The organism is Pseudomonas sp. GW456-12-1-14-TSB6, assembly GCF_059424205.1.
Genome location: NZ_JBWKZE010000002.1, coordinates 18,562 through 34,483, shown reverse-complemented (window position 1 = coordinate 34,483; position 15,922 = coordinate 18,562). Strand labels below are relative to the sequence as shown.

At 62.5% G+C, this 15,922-nt stretch carries 14 protein-coding genes; 13 read left to right on the top strand and 1 reads right to left on the bottom strand.

The features are described 5' to 3' along the window. The first annotated feature begins 28 nt into the window (after positions 1-28). The 3 genes from AC07Y2_RS01715 to AC07Y2_RS01705 are packed head-to-tail and all read left to right on the top strand — an operon-like array spanning position 29 to position 2,485. Positions 29-1,048 carry an aminoglycoside phosphotransferase family protein gene (locus tag AC07Y2_RS01715; protein ID WP_103385419.1) on the top strand — a complete coding sequence of 340 codons (1,020 nt, stop codon included), beginning with the start codon at positions 29-31 and terminating at the stop codon, positions 1,046-1,048. Then, positions 1,045-1,716, top strand: a complete 672-nt coding sequence (murU, locus tag AC07Y2_RS01710) for an N-acetylmuramate alpha-1-phosphate uridylyltransferase MurU (protein ID WP_103385420.1) — start codon at positions 1,045-1,047, stop codon at positions 1,714-1,716. The genes AC07Y2_RS01715 and murU overlap by 4 nt, the downstream gene beginning before the upstream one ends. A 1-nt stretch (position 1,717) precedes the next feature. Then, positions 1,718-2,485 (top strand): TerB family tellurite resistance protein, encoded by a 768-nt coding sequence (locus AC07Y2_RS01705; protein WP_064599825.1) that lies wholly within the window; start codon positions 1,718-1,720, stop codon positions 2,483-2,485. A gap of 47 nt (positions 2,486-2,532) precedes the next feature. On the opposite strand, the gene AC07Y2_RS01700 is transcribed toward AC07Y2_RS01705, so the two are convergent. Next, complete coding sequence (locus tag AC07Y2_RS01700) at positions 2,533-3,522, bottom strand: alpha/beta hydrolase family protein (RefSeq protein WP_074692237.1); 990 nt, start codon at positions 3,520-3,522, stop codon at positions 2,533-2,535. A gap of 73 nt (positions 3,523-3,595) precedes the next feature. On the opposite strand from AC07Y2_RS01700, the gene AC07Y2_RS01695 reads away from it, so the two are divergent. The 10 genes from AC07Y2_RS01695 to trpE all read left to right on the top strand — a co-directional run bounded on the left by AC07Y2_RS01695 (position 3,596) and on the right by trpE (position 15,854). Then, positions 3,596-5,995, top strand: coding sequence for a PAS domain-containing sensor histidine kinase (locus tag AC07Y2_RS01695; RefSeq protein WP_085612927.1), 2,400 nt, complete (start codon positions 3,596-3,598; stop codon positions 5,993-5,995). Next, entirely contained in the window at positions 5,996-6,625 is a 630-nt protein-coding gene (locus AC07Y2_RS01690; protein ID WP_007959929.1) for a response regulator, read from the top strand. A 218-nt stretch (positions 6,626-6,843) separates the two neighbouring features. Next, positions 6,844-7,968, top strand: a complete 1,125-nt coding sequence (locus tag AC07Y2_RS01685; protein WP_007959931.1) for an ABC transporter ATP-binding protein — start codon at positions 6,844-6,846, stop codon at positions 7,966-7,968. Positions 7,969-8,016: 48 nt separating this feature from the next. Next, positions 8,017-9,060 (top strand): ABC transporter substrate-binding protein, encoded by a 1,044-nt coding sequence (locus tag AC07Y2_RS01680; RefSeq protein ID WP_007959933.1) that lies wholly within the window; start codon positions 8,017-8,019, stop codon positions 9,058-9,060. A gap of 212 nt (positions 9,061-9,272) precedes the next feature. Then, positions 9,273-10,520, top strand: coding sequence for an ABC transporter permease (locus AC07Y2_RS01675; RefSeq protein WP_007959935.1), 1,248 nt, complete (start codon positions 9,273-9,275; stop codon positions 10,518-10,520). Between the two features lie 12 nt (positions 10,521-10,532). Beyond that, positions 10,533-11,357, top strand: coding sequence for an ABC transporter permease (locus AC07Y2_RS01670; RefSeq protein ID WP_103385421.1), 825 nt, complete (start codon positions 10,533-10,535; stop codon positions 11,355-11,357). A 194-nt stretch (positions 11,358-11,551) separates the two neighbouring features. After that, positions 11,552-12,700: an iron-containing alcohol dehydrogenase gene (locus tag AC07Y2_RS01665; RefSeq protein ID WP_103385422.1), complete on the top strand. Its 1,149-nt coding sequence runs from the start codon at positions 11,552-11,554 to the stop codon at positions 12,698-12,700. A 114-nt stretch (positions 12,701-12,814) separates the two neighbouring features. Next, entirely contained in the window at positions 12,815-13,489 is a 675-nt protein-coding gene (gene rpe / locus AC07Y2_RS01660) for a ribulose-phosphate 3-epimerase (protein WP_007918813.1), read from the top strand. After that, positions 13,486-14,304 carry a phosphoglycolate phosphatase gene (locus tag AC07Y2_RS01655; protein WP_007956306.1) on the top strand — a complete coding sequence of 273 codons (819 nt, stop codon included), beginning with the start codon at positions 13,486-13,488 and terminating at the stop codon, positions 14,302-14,304. Before rpe ends, AC07Y2_RS01655 begins: the two co-directional genes overlap by 4 nt. A gap of 71 nt (positions 14,305-14,375) precedes the next feature. Continuing rightward, positions 14,376-15,854, top strand: a complete 1,479-nt coding sequence (gene trpE / locus AC07Y2_RS01650) for an anthranilate synthase component I (RefSeq protein ID WP_039768096.1) — start codon at positions 14,376-14,378, stop codon at positions 15,852-15,854. Positions 15,855-15,922: the final 68 nt, after the last annotated feature.

Sequence of the window (15,922 nt, the reverse complement as noted above, 5' to 3'; positions counted from 1 at the left end):
ACGGCTAGCGCCGTCGGAGACCCTTGCAATGCCTGATCAAGATGTACGCTTGCAACACCTGAAAGTTTGGCTCGATGAACAGTTGGCAACCCTTTTTGCAGATCAGGGCTGGGGAGCCGTACCCCCGGCCACGTTGACCGCGGCCAGCAGCGACGCGAGTTTCCGCCGGTATTTCCGTTGGGAAGGCGCGGGTCGCAGCTTCGTCGTGATGGACGCGCCGCCGCCTCAGGAAAACTGCAAACCGTTCGTGGATATCGCCTTTTTGCTGGCGAAATCCGGTATCAACGTGCCGAAAATTTATGCCGAAGACCTCGAACGTGGCTTTCTTTTGCTCAATGACCTGGGCAACCAGACCTATCTGGACGTGATCGACAGCGAAAATGCCGACGCGTTGTTCAGCGATGCCCTGCAAGCGCTGCTGGCTTTTCAGCAGCTGCCGATGGTGGCGCCGCTGCCGAGCTATGACGTCGCGTTGTTGCGCCGCGAGCTGGAACTGTTTCCCGAGTGGTACGTGAAACGCGAGTTGGGCGTCGAGTTCGATGCAACCCAACAGCAGCAGTGGCAAAAGGTCAGCGAGCTGCTGATCGACAGCGCCCTGGCCCAGCCGAAAGTGTTGGTGCACCGCGACTACATGCCGCGCAACCTGATGCTCAGCGAGCCTAATCCCGGCGTGCTGGATTTCCAGGACGCGGTGTATGGTCCGGTGACCTACGACGTGACCTGCCTGTTCAAGGACGCATTCCTCAGCTGGCCAGAAGAGCGTGTGCGCGGCTGGCTGGAAAGCTACTGGCAGCAGGCATCGGCGCTGAACATCCCGGTGCAGCCGGACTTCGAAGAGTTTCTGCGCGCCAGCGATCTGATGGGCGTGCAGCGTCATCTGAAAGTCATCGGCATCTTCGCCCGCATCTGCCATCGCGACGGCAAGCCGCGTTACCTCGGTGATGTGCCGCGTTTCTTCTCTTATATAGAAGCGGTCATCGCCCGCCGTCCCGAGTTGGCGGATCTGCAGGCACTGCTCGCCAGCCTGCGTGGTGGAGTGACGGCATGAAGGCAATGATTCTGGCGGCCGGCAAAGGCGAGCGCATGCGCCCGCTGACCCTGACCACCCCGAAGCCGCTGGTGCGTGCCGGCGGCGTGCCGCTGATTGAATATCACCTGCGTGCCCTGGCCGCAGCCGGTTTCAATGAGATCGTGATCAACCATGCCTGGCTCGGCCGGCAGATCGAAGATCATCTGGGCGATGGTTCGCAGTTCGGCGTGTCGATCCAGTACTCGCCGGAGGGCGAGCCACTGGAAACCGGCGGCGGCATTTTCCGCGCCTTGCCGCTGTTGGGCGACGACGCGTTTCTGGTGGTCAACGGTGATATCTGGACCGATTACGACTTCAGCGTGCTGCATCAGCCGATCACCGGGCTGGCGCATCTGGTGCTGGCGGACAACCCGGCCCATCACCCGACAGGCGACTTCACCCTGACCGACGGCCAGGTGCGTGATGGCCAGGCCGAGGCGGCAACCCTGACCTACAGCGGCATCGCCGTATTGCACCCGCAGTTGTTCGATGGCTGCAGCGACGGTGCCTTCAAACTGGCGCCGCTGCTGCGTAAAGCCATGGCGGACGGGCAGGTGACCGGCGAGCGACTGAAAGGTCGCTGGGTCGATGTCGGCACGCACGAGCGTCTGGCCGAAGCCGAAGCCTTGATAGAAGCGAGTCGCTGATATGTTGTGGCCAGGGACTCTGATTGGAGCCGGAGCGGGTTTTGCTATCGCGAGCATTCCGGGGGCCATGCTTGGGGCTTTGTTGGGGCAGGCGCTGGATCGGCGCCTGCATTTGCAGAGCTGGGGGCATTTGCGGGAAAAACTCGGCGGCCGGCCGATGCTGCGCAACGACGAACTGTTATTCGTGTTGCTCGGGCGTCTGGCCAAGAGCGACGGGCGGGTCACGGACGGTCACATCCAGCAGGCGCGGCATGAGATGCGCGCGCTGGAAATGAGCGAGCCGGCACAGCGCCGGGCGATTGCCGCGTTCAATCGCGGCAAGTCCGGCAACGACAATCTGCGCGGTTATCTGCGTCGATTGAGCACTCAACCCCATGCCGCTGAAGGTGTATTGCGCGCCTGCTGGCGAATGGTCTTCGCCGATGGTCGGGCCGGCGTCAGCGAGCGGGAATTGCTGGCGCAGTGGGGCAAGTGGCTGGGCTGGACGACCCAGCAGATCCAGGCGCTGGCGGCGGACTACGAGCCACACAAGCGTCCGATCGTCAGCGCGGCGGTGAGTTATCAGGAGGCGATGCGCCTGCTCGGCGTCTCAGCCACCAGCGAACCGGCGCAGATCAAGCGTGCCTATCGGCGTCTGCTCAGCCGGCATCACCCGGACAAGGTGGCCGGTACGGGCGCTACGCCGGCGCAGGTGCGCGAGGCCACCGAGAGGACCCGTGAATTGCACAATGCCTACACGTTGATTCGCGAACGGCGGGATTTTCGCTAGGCATAAAAAAATCGCAGCGTTGGGCTGCGATTTTTTTATGCGCTTTGTCAGTCCGGGCTCTGCGGATTCAACCAGCCACGCACCCGGCGGAACAACTGCTCCTGCTCGGCCTTGTTGTCCGGCAAAGCCTTGAGTGCGACCTGACTGAACGCGGAGGTCTTCAGTCGCTTGCTCGCCTGCATGCGCTCCAGTGCCGCGTTGCGGTCCAGCGCTTTATCCATGTAGAAAATGTCGGCGGTCGGCAGCTTCAGGGTCGGTGTCAGTTCCACCAGTTCCGGTTTGGCCTTGGCCGGGGTCTGCGCGGCCACCAGCATCAGCTTCTCGACCTGCGAGCTTTGTCTCTCGCTCATGTAGCGAGCGGCCCAGTAAGCACCGGTGCCATGGCCGAGGACGACGATGCTGCGCGCGCTCTGTTGTTCGGCGTAGGCCAGCGCGGCGTCGATGCGGGCGAAAATTCGCTCGGCGTCGGCCTTGGACTGTTCCTCGGTGGATTCAGCAACGACCTTGTCGGCCACATCGGCTTCGCCACCGGCGGCTTGTTCGATCGGCTCGGCGGTGGTCGAATCCTTGCTGCCCGGGTCGGCGGTTTTCGCTGCGGCGGGTGCTTCGACCACGCGCGGCGCGATGGCATCGCTTTGCAGATCGGGCAGGGTGATACTCAGGCTGCTCCACTCGACGTCCGGCAACTTGCGGCGCAACGGGCCGATCGCCTGGGGCCAGTCGGCGGTTTCGCCGGCGCCGGGAATGAGGATCACTGCGCCTTTGGGTTCGGCGGTGTTGGCCGGTTTCCACAGGGCGAGGAAGGTGTCGCTGCCGGCTTGCAGTTGCTGTTGTTCCTGGGCCGGAACCTTGCGTTCGAGTGCCGCGGCTTCTTCCTGACTACGCTCAAGCAGTGGCTGGCGTTCGACCGGTTTTTCTTCGGCGGCTTTTTCTGCGGCGGGGGCGGGTGCCGGATCCGCGGCTTCGACGGAAAACGCACAAGGCAGGATCAGCGACAGGCACAATGCTGGCATTGCCAGGCGATAGACAGGGGGCATCGGTTATTCCAGGCCAGAAGTTATCCCGGCAGCCTAATGGGTTGGTCAGAATTTGTCAGTGTATGAGACTTCAATGATGCGTTTTTGCTGCCTGTGGGTTATCGGCTGTCTGGCGTTTCCCTTGATGGGCTGGGCGGCGCCTGCGCCACCGAGCCACCTCGCGCGGTTATCGGCGAGCGAACAACAGTGGCTCGCACAGCACAACGAATTGCGTGTCGGTCTGGTGCTGCAGGCGCCGTACGCGCAATACGACCGGCGCTTGCAGCGGCTGTCGGGGGCCAATGTCGAAGTGATGAAGGCATTGGCCCGTGCGCTGAATGTCGAGCTGAGCTGGCGCAACTTTCAGGATCTGGCACAACTCGAGGCCGCTGCCCGGGACGGCGAAATCGACATCGCCCCAGGCCTGACCCAGACTCCGGGCGGGCTGCGTCTGTGGCAGTTTTCCGATCCGTACATGCGCGTGCCGCAACTGGTGGTCAGCGACCAGAAAAGCAGCGCGACCGTGGAACTGGAAAAACTCGACAGCCAGACCCGCGTCGCCGTGCGCATGCCCGGCGTAACCGCCGATTATCTGCGCGGCAACTATCCGCACCTGAATCTGCAAGGCGTACCGATGGAGCGTCAGGCGCTGCAACTGTTGCTGAGTCAGCAGGCGTCCTACGCGGTGGTCGATGAGGCGCAGCTCGGGCGGCTGTCGGCGGAACCGGAGTTTGCCGGGCTGGTGGTGGTCGGTGACATCGGTCTGCCGCAACTGCTGCGCATCGGCACCCGTCGCGACTGGCCGGAACTGGCCGGGATCGTCGAGAGTGCCTTGCGCGCAATTCCGGCCAAGGATCTGGAGCGCCTGCATGCCCAATGGCTGCAACCCAAATATCCGCGACTCTCCGAATCGCCGGGCTTCTGGCAGAACCTGAGCCTGTTGTTCGCGGTGCTGCTGCTCAGCTGCGTGGCCATCGTCTTCTGGCAGCGCCGCCAGCAGCGCAGTCTTGAACAGCGCCTGCTCGACGCGCGTGAAGACATCGCCCTGCGCGCCGCCAGCGAAGAAGCCCTGCGTCTGACTCAGTTTTCCATCGATCAGAGCACCGTCGGCATTCTCTGGGTCAACTGGGACAGCCATGTGCGCTACGCCAACCGTGCGGCAGAAAACATGCTCGGTTATCCACAGGGCGCCATCATCGACCGGCCGTTGATCGACTTCGAACCGGGCCTGCACATGGATCGCTGGCTCAATCTGTGGAAACGCGCCCGAGCCAGCGAAGAAGGGCCGCTGAGCTTTGAAACCAATTGTGTGCGGGCCGATGGCAGTGTGCTGCCGGCGGACGTGTCGCTGAGCTTCCTGCGTTTTCGCGATGGCGAATACCTGGTGGTTTATCTCACCGATGTCACCGAGCGCCGTCGTGCCCTGGCTGCGTTGCAGGAAAGTGAGGCGCGGTTGCAAGGTATCGCGGCCAATGTGCCGGGGCTGGTGTTCCGTCTCGAGCGCGCACCGGTGACCGGGCAGATCGACTTTGCCTACATCAGCGAGGGCAGCGAAAGTCTGGTCGGCTACGCGCCGGCCGCCATCGCCCATCGCGACATGGGCCTGCGCAGTCTGGTGCATCCGGATGACCGGGCCGCTTATCACCAGACTCAGGACCAGGCGCTGGACACCGACAGCGACTGGTCGTGGCAGGGCCGGATTCTCACGCGCCAGGGCGAGCAGCGCTGGGCTGAGATCAAGGCCATCACCCGTCAACTGGAGGGCGGTGCCTATGTCTGGGACGGCATTGTCTGGGACATCACCGAAAGTAAACGCATCGAACTGGAGCTGGCGGCCTCCCGCGAACAACTGCGCGAACTGTCGGCGCACCTGGAAAGCGTGCGGGAAGAGGAAAAGGCGCGCATCGCCCGGGAGGTTCACGATGAACTGGGGCAGATGCTGACGGTGCTGAAACTGGAAACGTCGATGTGCGAACTGGCCTACGCGCAACTTGATCCGGGTCTGAACGAGCGCTTGAACAGCATGAAGCGCCTGATTGCCCAGTTGTTCCAGCTGGTGCGGGATGTGGCGACGGCGCTGCGCCCGCCGATCCTCGATGCCGGGATCGCCTCGGCCATCGAGTGGCAGGCGCGGCGCTTCGAGGCGCGCACGCAGATTCCGTGTCTGGTGCAGGTGCCGGACAACCTTGCGCCCCTCAGTGACGCCAAGGCCATCGGCCTGTTCCGCATTCTTCAGGAGGCGCTGACCAACGTCATGCGCCATGCCCAGGCGCATACTGTGGAACTGACGCTGACGCAGGAAGGCAACGAATTGTGTCTGACGGTCAGCGATGATGGCGTAGGATTTGTCGCCGCTGCCGGCAGGCCGACATCCTTTGGACTGGTGGGCATGCGCGAGCGGGTGTTGATCATGGGCGGGCAGCTGTCACTCGACAGCGAGCCGGGCGAGGGCACCACGCTGAGCGTGCGGGTGCCACTGGATGAGGAGAAGTAAGTGATCCGTGTACTGGTAGCCGAAGACCACACCATCGTTCGCGAAGGCATCAAGCAATTGATCGGCCTGGCCAAGGATCTGCAGGTGGTGGGGGAGGCGAGCAACGGCGAGCAATTGCTGGAAACCCTGCGCAATGTGCCCTGCGAAGTGGTGTTGCTGGACATCTCGATGCCCGGCGTCAACGGGCTCGAAGCGATTCCACGAATCCGCGCGCTGAACCATCCGCCGGCGATTCTGGTGCTGTCGATGCACGACGAAGCACAGATGGCCGCCCGGGCGCTGAAGGTCGGCGCCGCCGGTTATGCCACCAAGGACAGCGATCCGGCACTGCTGCTGACGGCAATTCGCAAGGTCGCGGCGGGCGGGCGCTACATCGACCCGGAGCTGGCCGACCGCATGGTCTTCGAAGTCGGCCTGACCGATGCGCGGCCGCTGCACTCGTTGCTGTCGGAGCGCGAGTTCTCGGTGTTCGAACGCCTGGCCCAGGGTGCCAACGTCAACGACATCGCCCAGCAACTGGCCCTGAGCAGCAAGACCATCAGCACCCACAAGGCGCGGCTGATGCAGAAACTCAACATCACTTCGCTCGCCGAGCTGGTGAAGTACGCGATGGAACACAAGCTGCTCTGAGCGGCATATCCAATAGCGACAGGCGCTTTTGCCGGTTCTGACGGCTTGAGCCCCGACCCATGCGTCGGGTTTGCCAAAACGCGCCATCCTTGTAGGGCAATCCCTACCCCCGGCCTTCCATCCGGCTGAGGCGATTCTCTCCTGCGCCCCGATTTGCGTGACTGCAAGCAGCCACTAGGCTTAATCCCACAGCAGTCATCAATAACAAAGGTGTGGGTATGAGCCAGGTCGAATCAAACGCAGGGGCCAGCGATGTGCTGGTCAGCTTTCGTGGAGTGCAGAAGAGCTACGACGGCGAGAACCTGATCGTCAAAGACCTCAACCTGGACATCCGCAAGGGCGAATTCCTCACCTTGCTCGGGCCGTCCGGCTCCGGCAAGACCACCAGCCTGATGATGCTCGCCGGTTTCGAAACCCCGACCGCCGGTGAAATCCTCCTCGCCGGGCGGGCGATCAACAACGTCCCGCCGCACAAACGCGACATCGGTATGGTGTTCCAGAATTACGCGCTGTTCCCGCACATGACCGTCGCTGAAAACCTGGCGTTTCCGCTGACCGTGCGCGGCCTGAACAAGAGCGACGTCAGCGACAAGGTCAAGAAAGTCCTGAGCATGGTGCAGCTTGATGCGTTCGCATCGCGTTACCCGGCGCAACTGTCCGGCGGCCAGCAACAGCGTGTGGCGCTGGCCCGTGCGCTGGTGTTCGAGCCGCAACTGGTGTTGATGGACGAACCCCTCGGCGCCCTCGACAAACAGCTGCGTGAACACATGCAGATGGAAATCAAACACCTGCACCAGCGCCTCGGCGTGACCGTGGTCTACGTGACCCACGACCAGGGCGAAGCCCTGACCATGTCCGATCGTGTCGCCGTATTCCATCAGGGCGAAATCCAGCAGATCGCCCCGCCGCGCACCCTCTACGAGGAACCGAAAAACACCTTCGTCGCCAACTTCATCGGCGAGAACAACCGCCTCAACGGTCGCCTGCTCAGCCAGAACGGCGAGCGCTGCGTGGTCGAGCTGGGGCGCGGGGAAAAGGTCGAGGCGCTGGCGGTCAACATCGGCCAGACCGGCGAGCCGGTCACCCTGTCGATCCGTCCGGAGCGCGTCAGCCTCAACGGTTCGAGTGACCAATGCGTCAACCGCTTCTCCGGGCGGGTGGCCGAATTCATCTATCTGGGCGACCACGTCCGGGTGCGCCTGGAAGTCTGCGGCAAGACCGACTTCTTCGTGAAACAACCGATTGCCGAGCTCGATCCAGCGCTCGCGGTCGGCGACGTGGTTCCGCTTGGCTGGCAGGTCGAGCACGTTCGCGCGCTCGACCCTCTTCTAGAGGCGCATTAAGCGCCCCGGCAATACCAACACCAACCCTGCACGTGGAGAGAACAATAAATGTTGAGATCCCTGAAGTTCACAGCCCTGACCCTGGGCCTGATGGGTGCGGCAAGCGCAATGGCCGCCGGCCCGGATCTGACCGTGGTGTCGTTTGGCGGGGCGAACAAGGCGGCGCAAGTCAAAGCCTTCTACGCACCGTGGGAAGCGGCGGGCAACGGCAAGATCGTCGCCGGCGAGTACAACGGTGAGATGGCCAAGGTCAAAGCCATGGTCGACACCAAGAGCGTGTCCTGGGATCTGGTAGAGGTTGAATCGCCGGAGCTGTCCCGTGGCTGCGACGAAGACATGTTCGAGCAACTCGATCCTGCGCTGTTCGGCAAATCCGAAGACTACGTCAAAGGCGCGATCCAGCCGTGCGGCGTGGGCTTCTTCGTGTGGTCGACCGTGCTGGCCTACAACGCCGACAAGCTGAAAACCGCACCGACCAGTTGGGCGGATTTCTGGGACACCAAAAAATTCCCGGGCAAACGTGGCCTGCGCAAAGGCGCCAAGTACACCCTCGAATTCGCACTGATGGCCGACGGCGTAGCGCCGAAAGACGTGTACAAGGAACTGGCCAGCAAGGGCGGTCAGGATCGCGCGTTCAAGAAACTGGATGAGTTGAAACCGAACATCCAGTGGTGGGAAGCCGGCGCCCAGCCGCCGCAATACCTCGCTTCCGGTGACGTGGTCATGAGCTCGGCCTACAACGGTCGTATCGCTGCCGTGCAGAAAGAATCCAATCTGAAAGTGGTGTGGAACGGCGGTATCTACGACTTCGATGCGTGGGCCATCCCGAAAGGCCTGGACGCCAAGCGCGCCGAAGCGGCGAAGAAATTCATCGCGTTCTCGGTGCAGCCGCAACAGCAGAAGACCTACTCGGAAAACATCGCCTACGGCCCGGCCAACTCCCAGGCTGTGCCGTTGCTGGACAAGGCAATCCTGAAAGACATGCCGACCACCCCGGAAAACATCGCCAATCAGGTGCAGATCGACGTCAGCTTCTGGGCTGACAACGGCGAGCAACTGGAGCAGCGCTTCAACTCCTGGGCTGCGAAGTAACCACGTCACACGGGCCGACGGCTACCGGATGATCATTCCCACGTCGAGGCGTCGAACCGTCCGCGTGGGAATGTCGCCCGGGACGCTCCGCGTCCCTGTGACGCAGAGCGTCACTGAATGCGTTCCCACGCAGAGCGTGGGAACGATCAGTACCCAAAGTTCGAGGCGGTATTCGCCGCTTTTGTAACGATCAAAGATTTGCGGAGTACGTCATGGCCATCGCCGTTCCCCTGAACGAGGGCAACAGCCCCACCTTGAAGCAGCGGCTCAAGCACGCCGAGCGGGTCAACCGCTGGAAGGCCCAGGCGCTGATCGCGCCGCTGGTGCTGTTTCTGTTGCTGGTGTTCCTGGTGCCGATCGTGGCGCTGCTCTATAAAAGTGTCGGCAACCCGGAAGTGGTTGGCGGCATGCCGCGCACCGTAACCGCGATTGCTGCGTGGGACGGCCGAGGCCTGCCCGCAGAACCGGTCTACAAAGCCGCCAGCGAAGACCTCGCCGAAGCGCGCAAAAACCAGACCCTGGGCGATCTGTCCAAGCGCCTGAACATGGAGTTGGCCGGCTATCGCAGCCTGCTGACCAAAACCGCCCGCTCGCTGCCATTCGCCAGCGAACCGGCCTCTTATAAAGAAGCGCTGGAGGGCCTCGACGAGCGTTGGGGCGATCCGGCCTACTGGCAAGCGGTTAAGCGCAACACCAGCAGCATCACTCCGTTCTACTTGCTGGCGGCGGTGGATCACCGCATCGACGACCTCGGCGAAATTGCCCCGGCCACCCCGGATCAGGCGATCTACCTCGACATCTTCGCCCGGACCTTCTGGATGGGCCTGATCATCACCGTGATCTGCCTGGTGCTGGCCTATCCGCTGGCCTACCTGCTGGCCAACCTGCCGTCGCGTCAAAGCAACCTGCTGATGATTCTGGTGCTGCTGCCGTTCTGGACTTCGATCCTGGTGCGGGTCGCCGCGTGGATCGTGTTGTTGCAATCTGGCGGTTTGATCAACAGCGCGTTGATGGCGATGGGCATCATCGATAAACCGCTGGAGCTGGTGTTCAACCGCACCGGGGTCTACATCTCGATGGTGCACATCCTGCTGCCGTTCATGATCCTGCCGATCTACAGCGTGATGAAAGGCATCTCGCCGACCTACATGCGCGCCGCGATCTCGCTGGGCTGCCATCCGTTCGCCAGTTTCTGGCGGGTGTACTTCCCGCAGACCTACGCCGGTGTCGGCGCCGGTTGCCTGTTGGTGTTCATCCTCGCCATCGGCTACTACATCACCCCGGCGCTGCTGGGCAGCCCGAACGATCAGATGGTCAGCTACTTCGTCGCGTTCTACACCAACACCAGCATCAACTGGGGCATGGCCACTGCGCTCGGCGGGCTGTTACTGCTGGCGACCGTGGTGCTTTATCTGATCTACAGCTGGCTGGTGGGCGCTAGTCGCCTGCGCCTGAGCTAAGGGGAATTTGAAATGCTGAGTCCTTATATGTCGCCCGTCGAGCGGGTGTGGTTCTACAGCTTGCGGATCCTCTGCGGCTTGATCCTGTTGTTTCTGATCCTGCCGGTGCTGGTGATCGTGCCGCTGTCGTTCAACTCGGGCAGTTTTCTGGTGTACCCGTTGCAGGGCTTTTCGCTGCACTGGTATCAGGACTTCTTCGCCTCGGCGGAATGGATGCGCGCGTTGAAGAACAGCATCATCGTCGCCCCGGCCGCGACCGTGCTGGCGATGGTATTCGGCACGCTGGCGGCCATCGGCCTGACCCGTGGCGACTTCCCCGGCAAGCCGCTGGTGATGGCGCTGGTGATTTCGCCGATGGTGGTGCCGGTGGTGATCATCGGTGTGGCCAGTTACCTGTTCTTCGCGCCGCTGGGCCTGGGCAACAGTTTCTTCTCGCTGATCGTGGTGCACGCGGTGCTCGGTGTGCCGTTCGTGATCATCACGGTGTCGGCGACGTTGCAGGGTTTCAACCATAACCTGGTGCGGGCGGCGGCCAGCCTTGGTGCTTCGCCATTGACCACGTTCCGTCGGGTGACCTTGCCGCTGATTGCGCCGGGGGTGATTTCCGGGGCGCTGTTTGCCTTTGCGACCTCGTTTGATGAAGTGGTGGTGACGCTGTTTCTTGCAGGTCCCGAGCAGGCGACGTTGCCTCGGCAAATGTTCAGCGGGATTCGCGAGAACCTGAGTCCGACGATTGCTGCGGCTGCGACGTTGTTGATTGCCTTCTCGGTGATTCTGTTGCTGACGCTGGAATGGCTGCGTGGGCGGAGTGAGAAGCTGCGTACTGCTCAGGTCTGAGCCCAGCTCGATATTGTTCCCTCGCTCCGCGTTCCAGCTCCCGAATGGAACGCGGAGCGTCCCTGGCTGCATTCCCACGCGGAGCGTGGGAACGATCAGTGTGCGGGTTGCCATTCATGCGCTGAATGACAGACAACCCGATTTCCCCAGCTACGCTTGTGCTCAGCTCCCACATCTATAAGAGGCTGCGCACGATGAGTCTTTCCTCGTTCAAGATTGCTCACAAACTGATCACCGGCGCCGGGGCCATCGAGCAGCTGGCGGCCGAACTCACGCGGCTGGATATCGACAACCCGCTGATCGTCACCGACGCCGCATTGGTCAAGTCCGGCACGGTGGAGCTGGCGCTGGCGCAGATCGGTGAGCGCGAGTACGAAATCTTCGACCGGGTGCTGCCGGATCCGGAGATCGCCATCGTCGAGGATTGCATGCGTGTCTACCGAGAGGGCGGGCATGACGGGTTGATCGGCCTCGGTGGCGGCAGTGCCATCGACATCGCCAAGAGCGTTGCGGCGTACGCCGGTTATCACGGTGCACTGGAGGATCTGTTCGGCGTCGATCAGGTGCCGCGCAAAGGCCCACCGTTGATTGCGATCCCGACCACTGCCGGCACCGGTTCTGAAGTGACCAACGTCGCCATCCTTTCGGACAAGGTCGCGCAACTGAAGAAAGGCATCGTCAGCGACTACCTGTTGCCGGACGTGGCGTTGGTCAGTCCGCAAATGACGCTGACCTGTCCGCGCAGTGTCACCGCCGCCAGTGGCGTCGATGCGCTTGTGCATGCCATCGAGTCCTATCTGTCACTGAATGCCTCGCCGATCACCGATTCGCTGGCCATCGGCGCGATCAAGTTGATCGCCCGATCCTTGCCCAAGGCCTACGCCAATCCCTCCAACCTGCAAGCCCGAGAGGACATGGCCACCGCCAGCCTGATGGCCGGCATGGCGTTCGGCAATGCCGGGGTCGGCGCGGTGCATGCGCTGGCGTATCCGCTGGGCGGGCGTTTCAACATTGCCCACGGCGTCAGCAATGCGCTGTTGCTGCCGTATGTCATGACCTGGAACAAGATGGCCTGCGTCGAACGGATGCAGGATATTGCCGAAGCCATGGGGGTGAAGACCGCTCATCTGAGTCTCAATGAAGCGGCCGACAGCGCCGTCACGGCAATGACCGAACTGTGCGCTGCGGTAGAAATCCCGCAGGGTCTGCGCAGTTTCGGCGTGCCTGAAGAAGCGATCCCGGCCATGGCCGTAGAGGCCGCCGGCATCGAGCGCCTGATGCGCAACAACCCGCGCAAGCTCAGCGCCGCCGACATCGAGAAGATCTACCGGGCGGCGTACTGAGAACCCGCCGGTCATCGGTCATGGCACAACCCAATCATCGCGGTCACGGTGCGCGCGCGGAAACTTGAGGTATACAATGCGCGCCATCGTGATTTAGCTCAGAAAAGGTGCGTCATGCAGCCCTTCGTTATTGCTCCGTCGATTCTTTCCGCCGACTTCGCCCGCCTGGGCGAGGAAGTGGACAACGTTCTGGCCGCCGGTGCCGACTTCGTCCACTTCGATGTCATGGACAACCACTACGTACCGAACCTGACCATCGGCCCGATGGTCTGCGCCGCGCTGCGCAAGTACGGCGTGACCGCGCCGATCGACGCCCACCTGATGGTCAGCCCGGTGGATCGCATCGTCGGCGACTTCATCGAAGCCGGCGCCACCTACATCACCTTCCACCCGGAAGCCACGCTGCACGTCGATCGTTCGCTGCAACTGATCCGTGAAGGCGGCTGCAAATCCGGTCTGGTGTTCAACCCGGCAACCCCGCTGGACGTGCTCAAGTACGTGATCGACAAGGTCGACATGGTCTTGCTGATGAGCGTTAACCCGGGCTTCGGCGGGCAGAAATTCATTCCCGGCACCCTCGACAAGCTGCGCGAAGCGCGGGCGATCATCGATGCCTCGGGCCGTGACATCCGCCTGGAAATCGACGGCGGCGTCAACGTCAACAACATTCGCGAAATCGCCGCTGCCGGTGCCGATACCTTCGTGGCCGGCTCGGCGATCTTCAATGCGCCGAACTATCAGGAAGTCATCGACAAGATGCGTTCCGAACTGGCGCTGGCTCGCCCATGAGCGGTTTTGAGCAGCTGTTCCCGGGGCAACTGCCGCGGTTGGTGATGTTCGATCTGGATGGCACGCTGATCGATTCGGTACCCGACCTGGCGGCGGCTGTGGATAACATGCTGCTCTCCCTCGGGCGCAAGCCTGCCGGTATCGAGTCGGTGCGCGAGTGGGTCGGCAACGGTGCGCCGGTGCTGGTGCGCCGCGCCTTGGCCGGCGGCATCGATCATTCCTCCGTGGATGACGTCGAAGCCGAGCACGCGCTGGAAGTTTTCATGGAGGCCTACGGCGCCAGCCATGAGCTGACCGTGGTCTATCCCGGCGTGCGCGACACCCTGAAATGGCTGCACAAGCAGGGCGTGGCCATGGCGCTGATCACCAACAAGCCGGAGCGCTTCGTCGCGCCGCTGCTGGATCAGATGAAGATCGGCCGCTACTTCAAGTGGATCATCGGCGGCGACACCCTGCCGCAGAAGAAGCCCGATCCGGCGGCGCTGTTCTTTGTCATGAAGATGTCCGGTATCCCGGCCTCGCAATCGCTGTTCGTCGGCGATTCGCGCAGCGACGTGCTGGCGGCGAAAGCGGCGGGGGTCAAATGCGTCGGGCTGAGTTATGGCTACAACCATGGCCGGCCGATTGCCGAGGAATCCCCGGCGCTGGTGATCGACGATTTGCGCAAGCTAATTCCCGGTTGCTTGGATACGGCCGCTGAGATAACGTTGCCCGACGCTTCTCAATCCCCTTCTGGAAACGCCATCGTGGTGGTCACCCGCAAACTCTGGATGAAAGTCATCAAGGCCCTGGCCCGCTGGCGTTGGCGCGCCTGACTTGTTCCTGGCCGGCCTGCCGGCGCGTTTGCACACCTGACTGATTTGCCCCTCACACCACGAGGCACCCTATGATCCGCGAAGAATTCCTGCGTCTGGCCGCTGACGGCTATAACCGCATTCCGCTGGCCTGCGAAACCCTGGCCGACTTCGACACCCCGCTGTCGATCTACCTGAAACTGGCCGACCAGCCCAACTCCTACCTGCTCGAATCAGTGCAGGGCGGCGAGAAATGGGGCCGTTACTCGATCATCGGCCTGCCGTGCCGCACCGTGCTGCGGGTTCACGACCATCACGTGAGTATCACCGTCGATGGCGTCGAGACCGAAAGCCATGACGTCGAAGATCCGCTGGCCTTCGTCGAAACCTTCAAGGCCCGCTACAACGTGCCGACCATTGCCGGTCTGCCGCGCTTCAACGGCGGTCTGGTGGGTTACTTCGGTTACGACTGTGTGCGCTATGTAGAGAAGCGCCTCGGCAAATGCCCGAACCCGGATCCGCTGGGCGTGCCGGACATTCTGCTGATGGTTTCCGACGCGGTGGTGGTGTTCGACAACCTCGCCGGCAAGATGCACGCGATCGTGCTGGCCGACCCGGCGCAGGCCGATGCCTACGAGCAGGGCCAGGCGCAATTGCAGGAGTTGCTGGAAAAACTGCGTCAGCCGATCACCCCGCGCCGTGGCCTGGATTTCAGCAAGCAGCAGGCGGCCGAGCCGGTGTTCCGCTCCAGTTTCACCCAGGACGACTACGAAAAAGCCGTCGACACCATCAAGGAATACATCCTCGCCGGTGACTGCATGCAGGTCGTGCCGTCCCAGCGCATGTCGATCGACTTCAAGGCGGCGCCGATCGATCTGTACCGCGCACTGCGTTGCTTCAACCCGACGCCGTACATGTACTTCTTCAACTTCGGCGATTTCCACGTCGTCGGCAGTTCGCCCGAAGTGCTGGTACGGGTCGAAGACAACCTGATCACCGTGCGCCCGATTGCCGGCACCCGTCCTCGCGGGGCGACCGAAGAGGCGGACGTGGCGCTGGAAGAAGACCTGCTGTCCGACGACAAGGAGATCGCCGAGCACCTGATGCTGATCGACCTCGGTCGTAACGACACCGGGCGCGTATCGGAAATCGGCTCGGTGAAGCTCACCGAGAAAATGGTCATCGAGCGTTATTCCAACGTGATGCACATCGTGTCCAACGTCACCGGTCAGTTGAAGGCCGGGTTGACGGCGATGGACGCACTGCGGGCGATCCTGCCGGCGGGCACCTTGTCCGGCGCGCCGAAGATCCGTGCGATGGAAATCATCGACGAGCTGGAGCCGGTCAAGCGTGGCGTGTATGGCGGCGCGGTCGGGTACTTCGCCTGGAATGGCAACATGGACACCGCGATTGCGATCCGTACCGCCGTGATCAAGAACGGCGAGCTGCACGTGCAGGCTGGTGGCGGCATCGTCGCCGACTCGGTGCCGGCGCTGGAATGGGAAGAAACCATCAACAAGCGCCGGGCGATGTTCCGCGCTGTTGCACTGGCCGAGCAAACCCCGGACTGAGTGATTGCTGATTCGGCCATAAAAAAACGCGGCGCCTGTGAGGGCGCCGCGTTTTTTATGGCCTGCGA

Coding starts and splice junctions, on each gene's coding strand:
- AC07Y2_RS01715 (WP_103385419.1), top strand. CDS start 29: ATGCCTGATCAAGATGTACGCTTGCAACACCTGAAAGTTTGGCTCGAT.
- murU (WP_103385420.1), top strand. CDS start 1,045: ATGAAGGCAATGATTCTGGCGGCCGGCAAAGGCGAGCGCATGCGCCCG.
- AC07Y2_RS01705 (WP_064599825.1), top strand. CDS start 1,718: ATGTTGTGGCCAGGGACTCTGATTGGAGCCGGAGCGGGTTTTGCTATC.
- AC07Y2_RS01700 (WP_074692237.1), bottom strand. CDS start 3,522: ATGCCCCCTGTCTATCGCCTGGCAATGCCAGCATTGTGCCTGTCGCTG.
- AC07Y2_RS01695 (WP_085612927.1), top strand. CDS start 3,596: ATGATGCGTTTTTGCTGCCTGTGGGTTATCGGCTGTCTGGCGTTTCCC.
- AC07Y2_RS01685 (WP_007959931.1), top strand. CDS start 6,844: ATGAGCCAGGTCGAATCAAACGCAGGGGCCAGCGATGTGCTGGTCAGC.
- AC07Y2_RS01680 (WP_007959933.1), top strand. CDS start 8,017: ATGTTGAGATCCCTGAAGTTCACAGCCCTGACCCTGGGCCTGATGGGT.
- AC07Y2_RS01675 (WP_007959935.1), top strand. CDS start 9,273: ATGGCCATCGCCGTTCCCCTGAACGAGGGCAACAGCCCCACCTTGAAG.
- AC07Y2_RS01670 (WP_103385421.1), top strand. CDS start 10,533: ATGCTGAGTCCTTATATGTCGCCCGTCGAGCGGGTGTGGTTCTACAGC.
- AC07Y2_RS01665 (WP_103385422.1), top strand. CDS start 11,552: ATGAGTCTTTCCTCGTTCAAGATTGCTCACAAACTGATCACCGGCGCC.
- rpe (WP_007918813.1), top strand. CDS start 12,815: ATGCAGCCCTTCGTTATTGCTCCGTCGATTCTTTCCGCCGACTTCGCC.
- AC07Y2_RS01655 (WP_007956306.1), top strand. CDS start 13,486: ATGAGCGGTTTTGAGCAGCTGTTCCCGGGGCAACTGCCGCGGTTGGTG.
- trpE (WP_039768096.1), top strand. CDS start 14,376: ATGATCCGCGAAGAATTCCTGCGTCTGGCCGCTGACGGCTATAACCGC.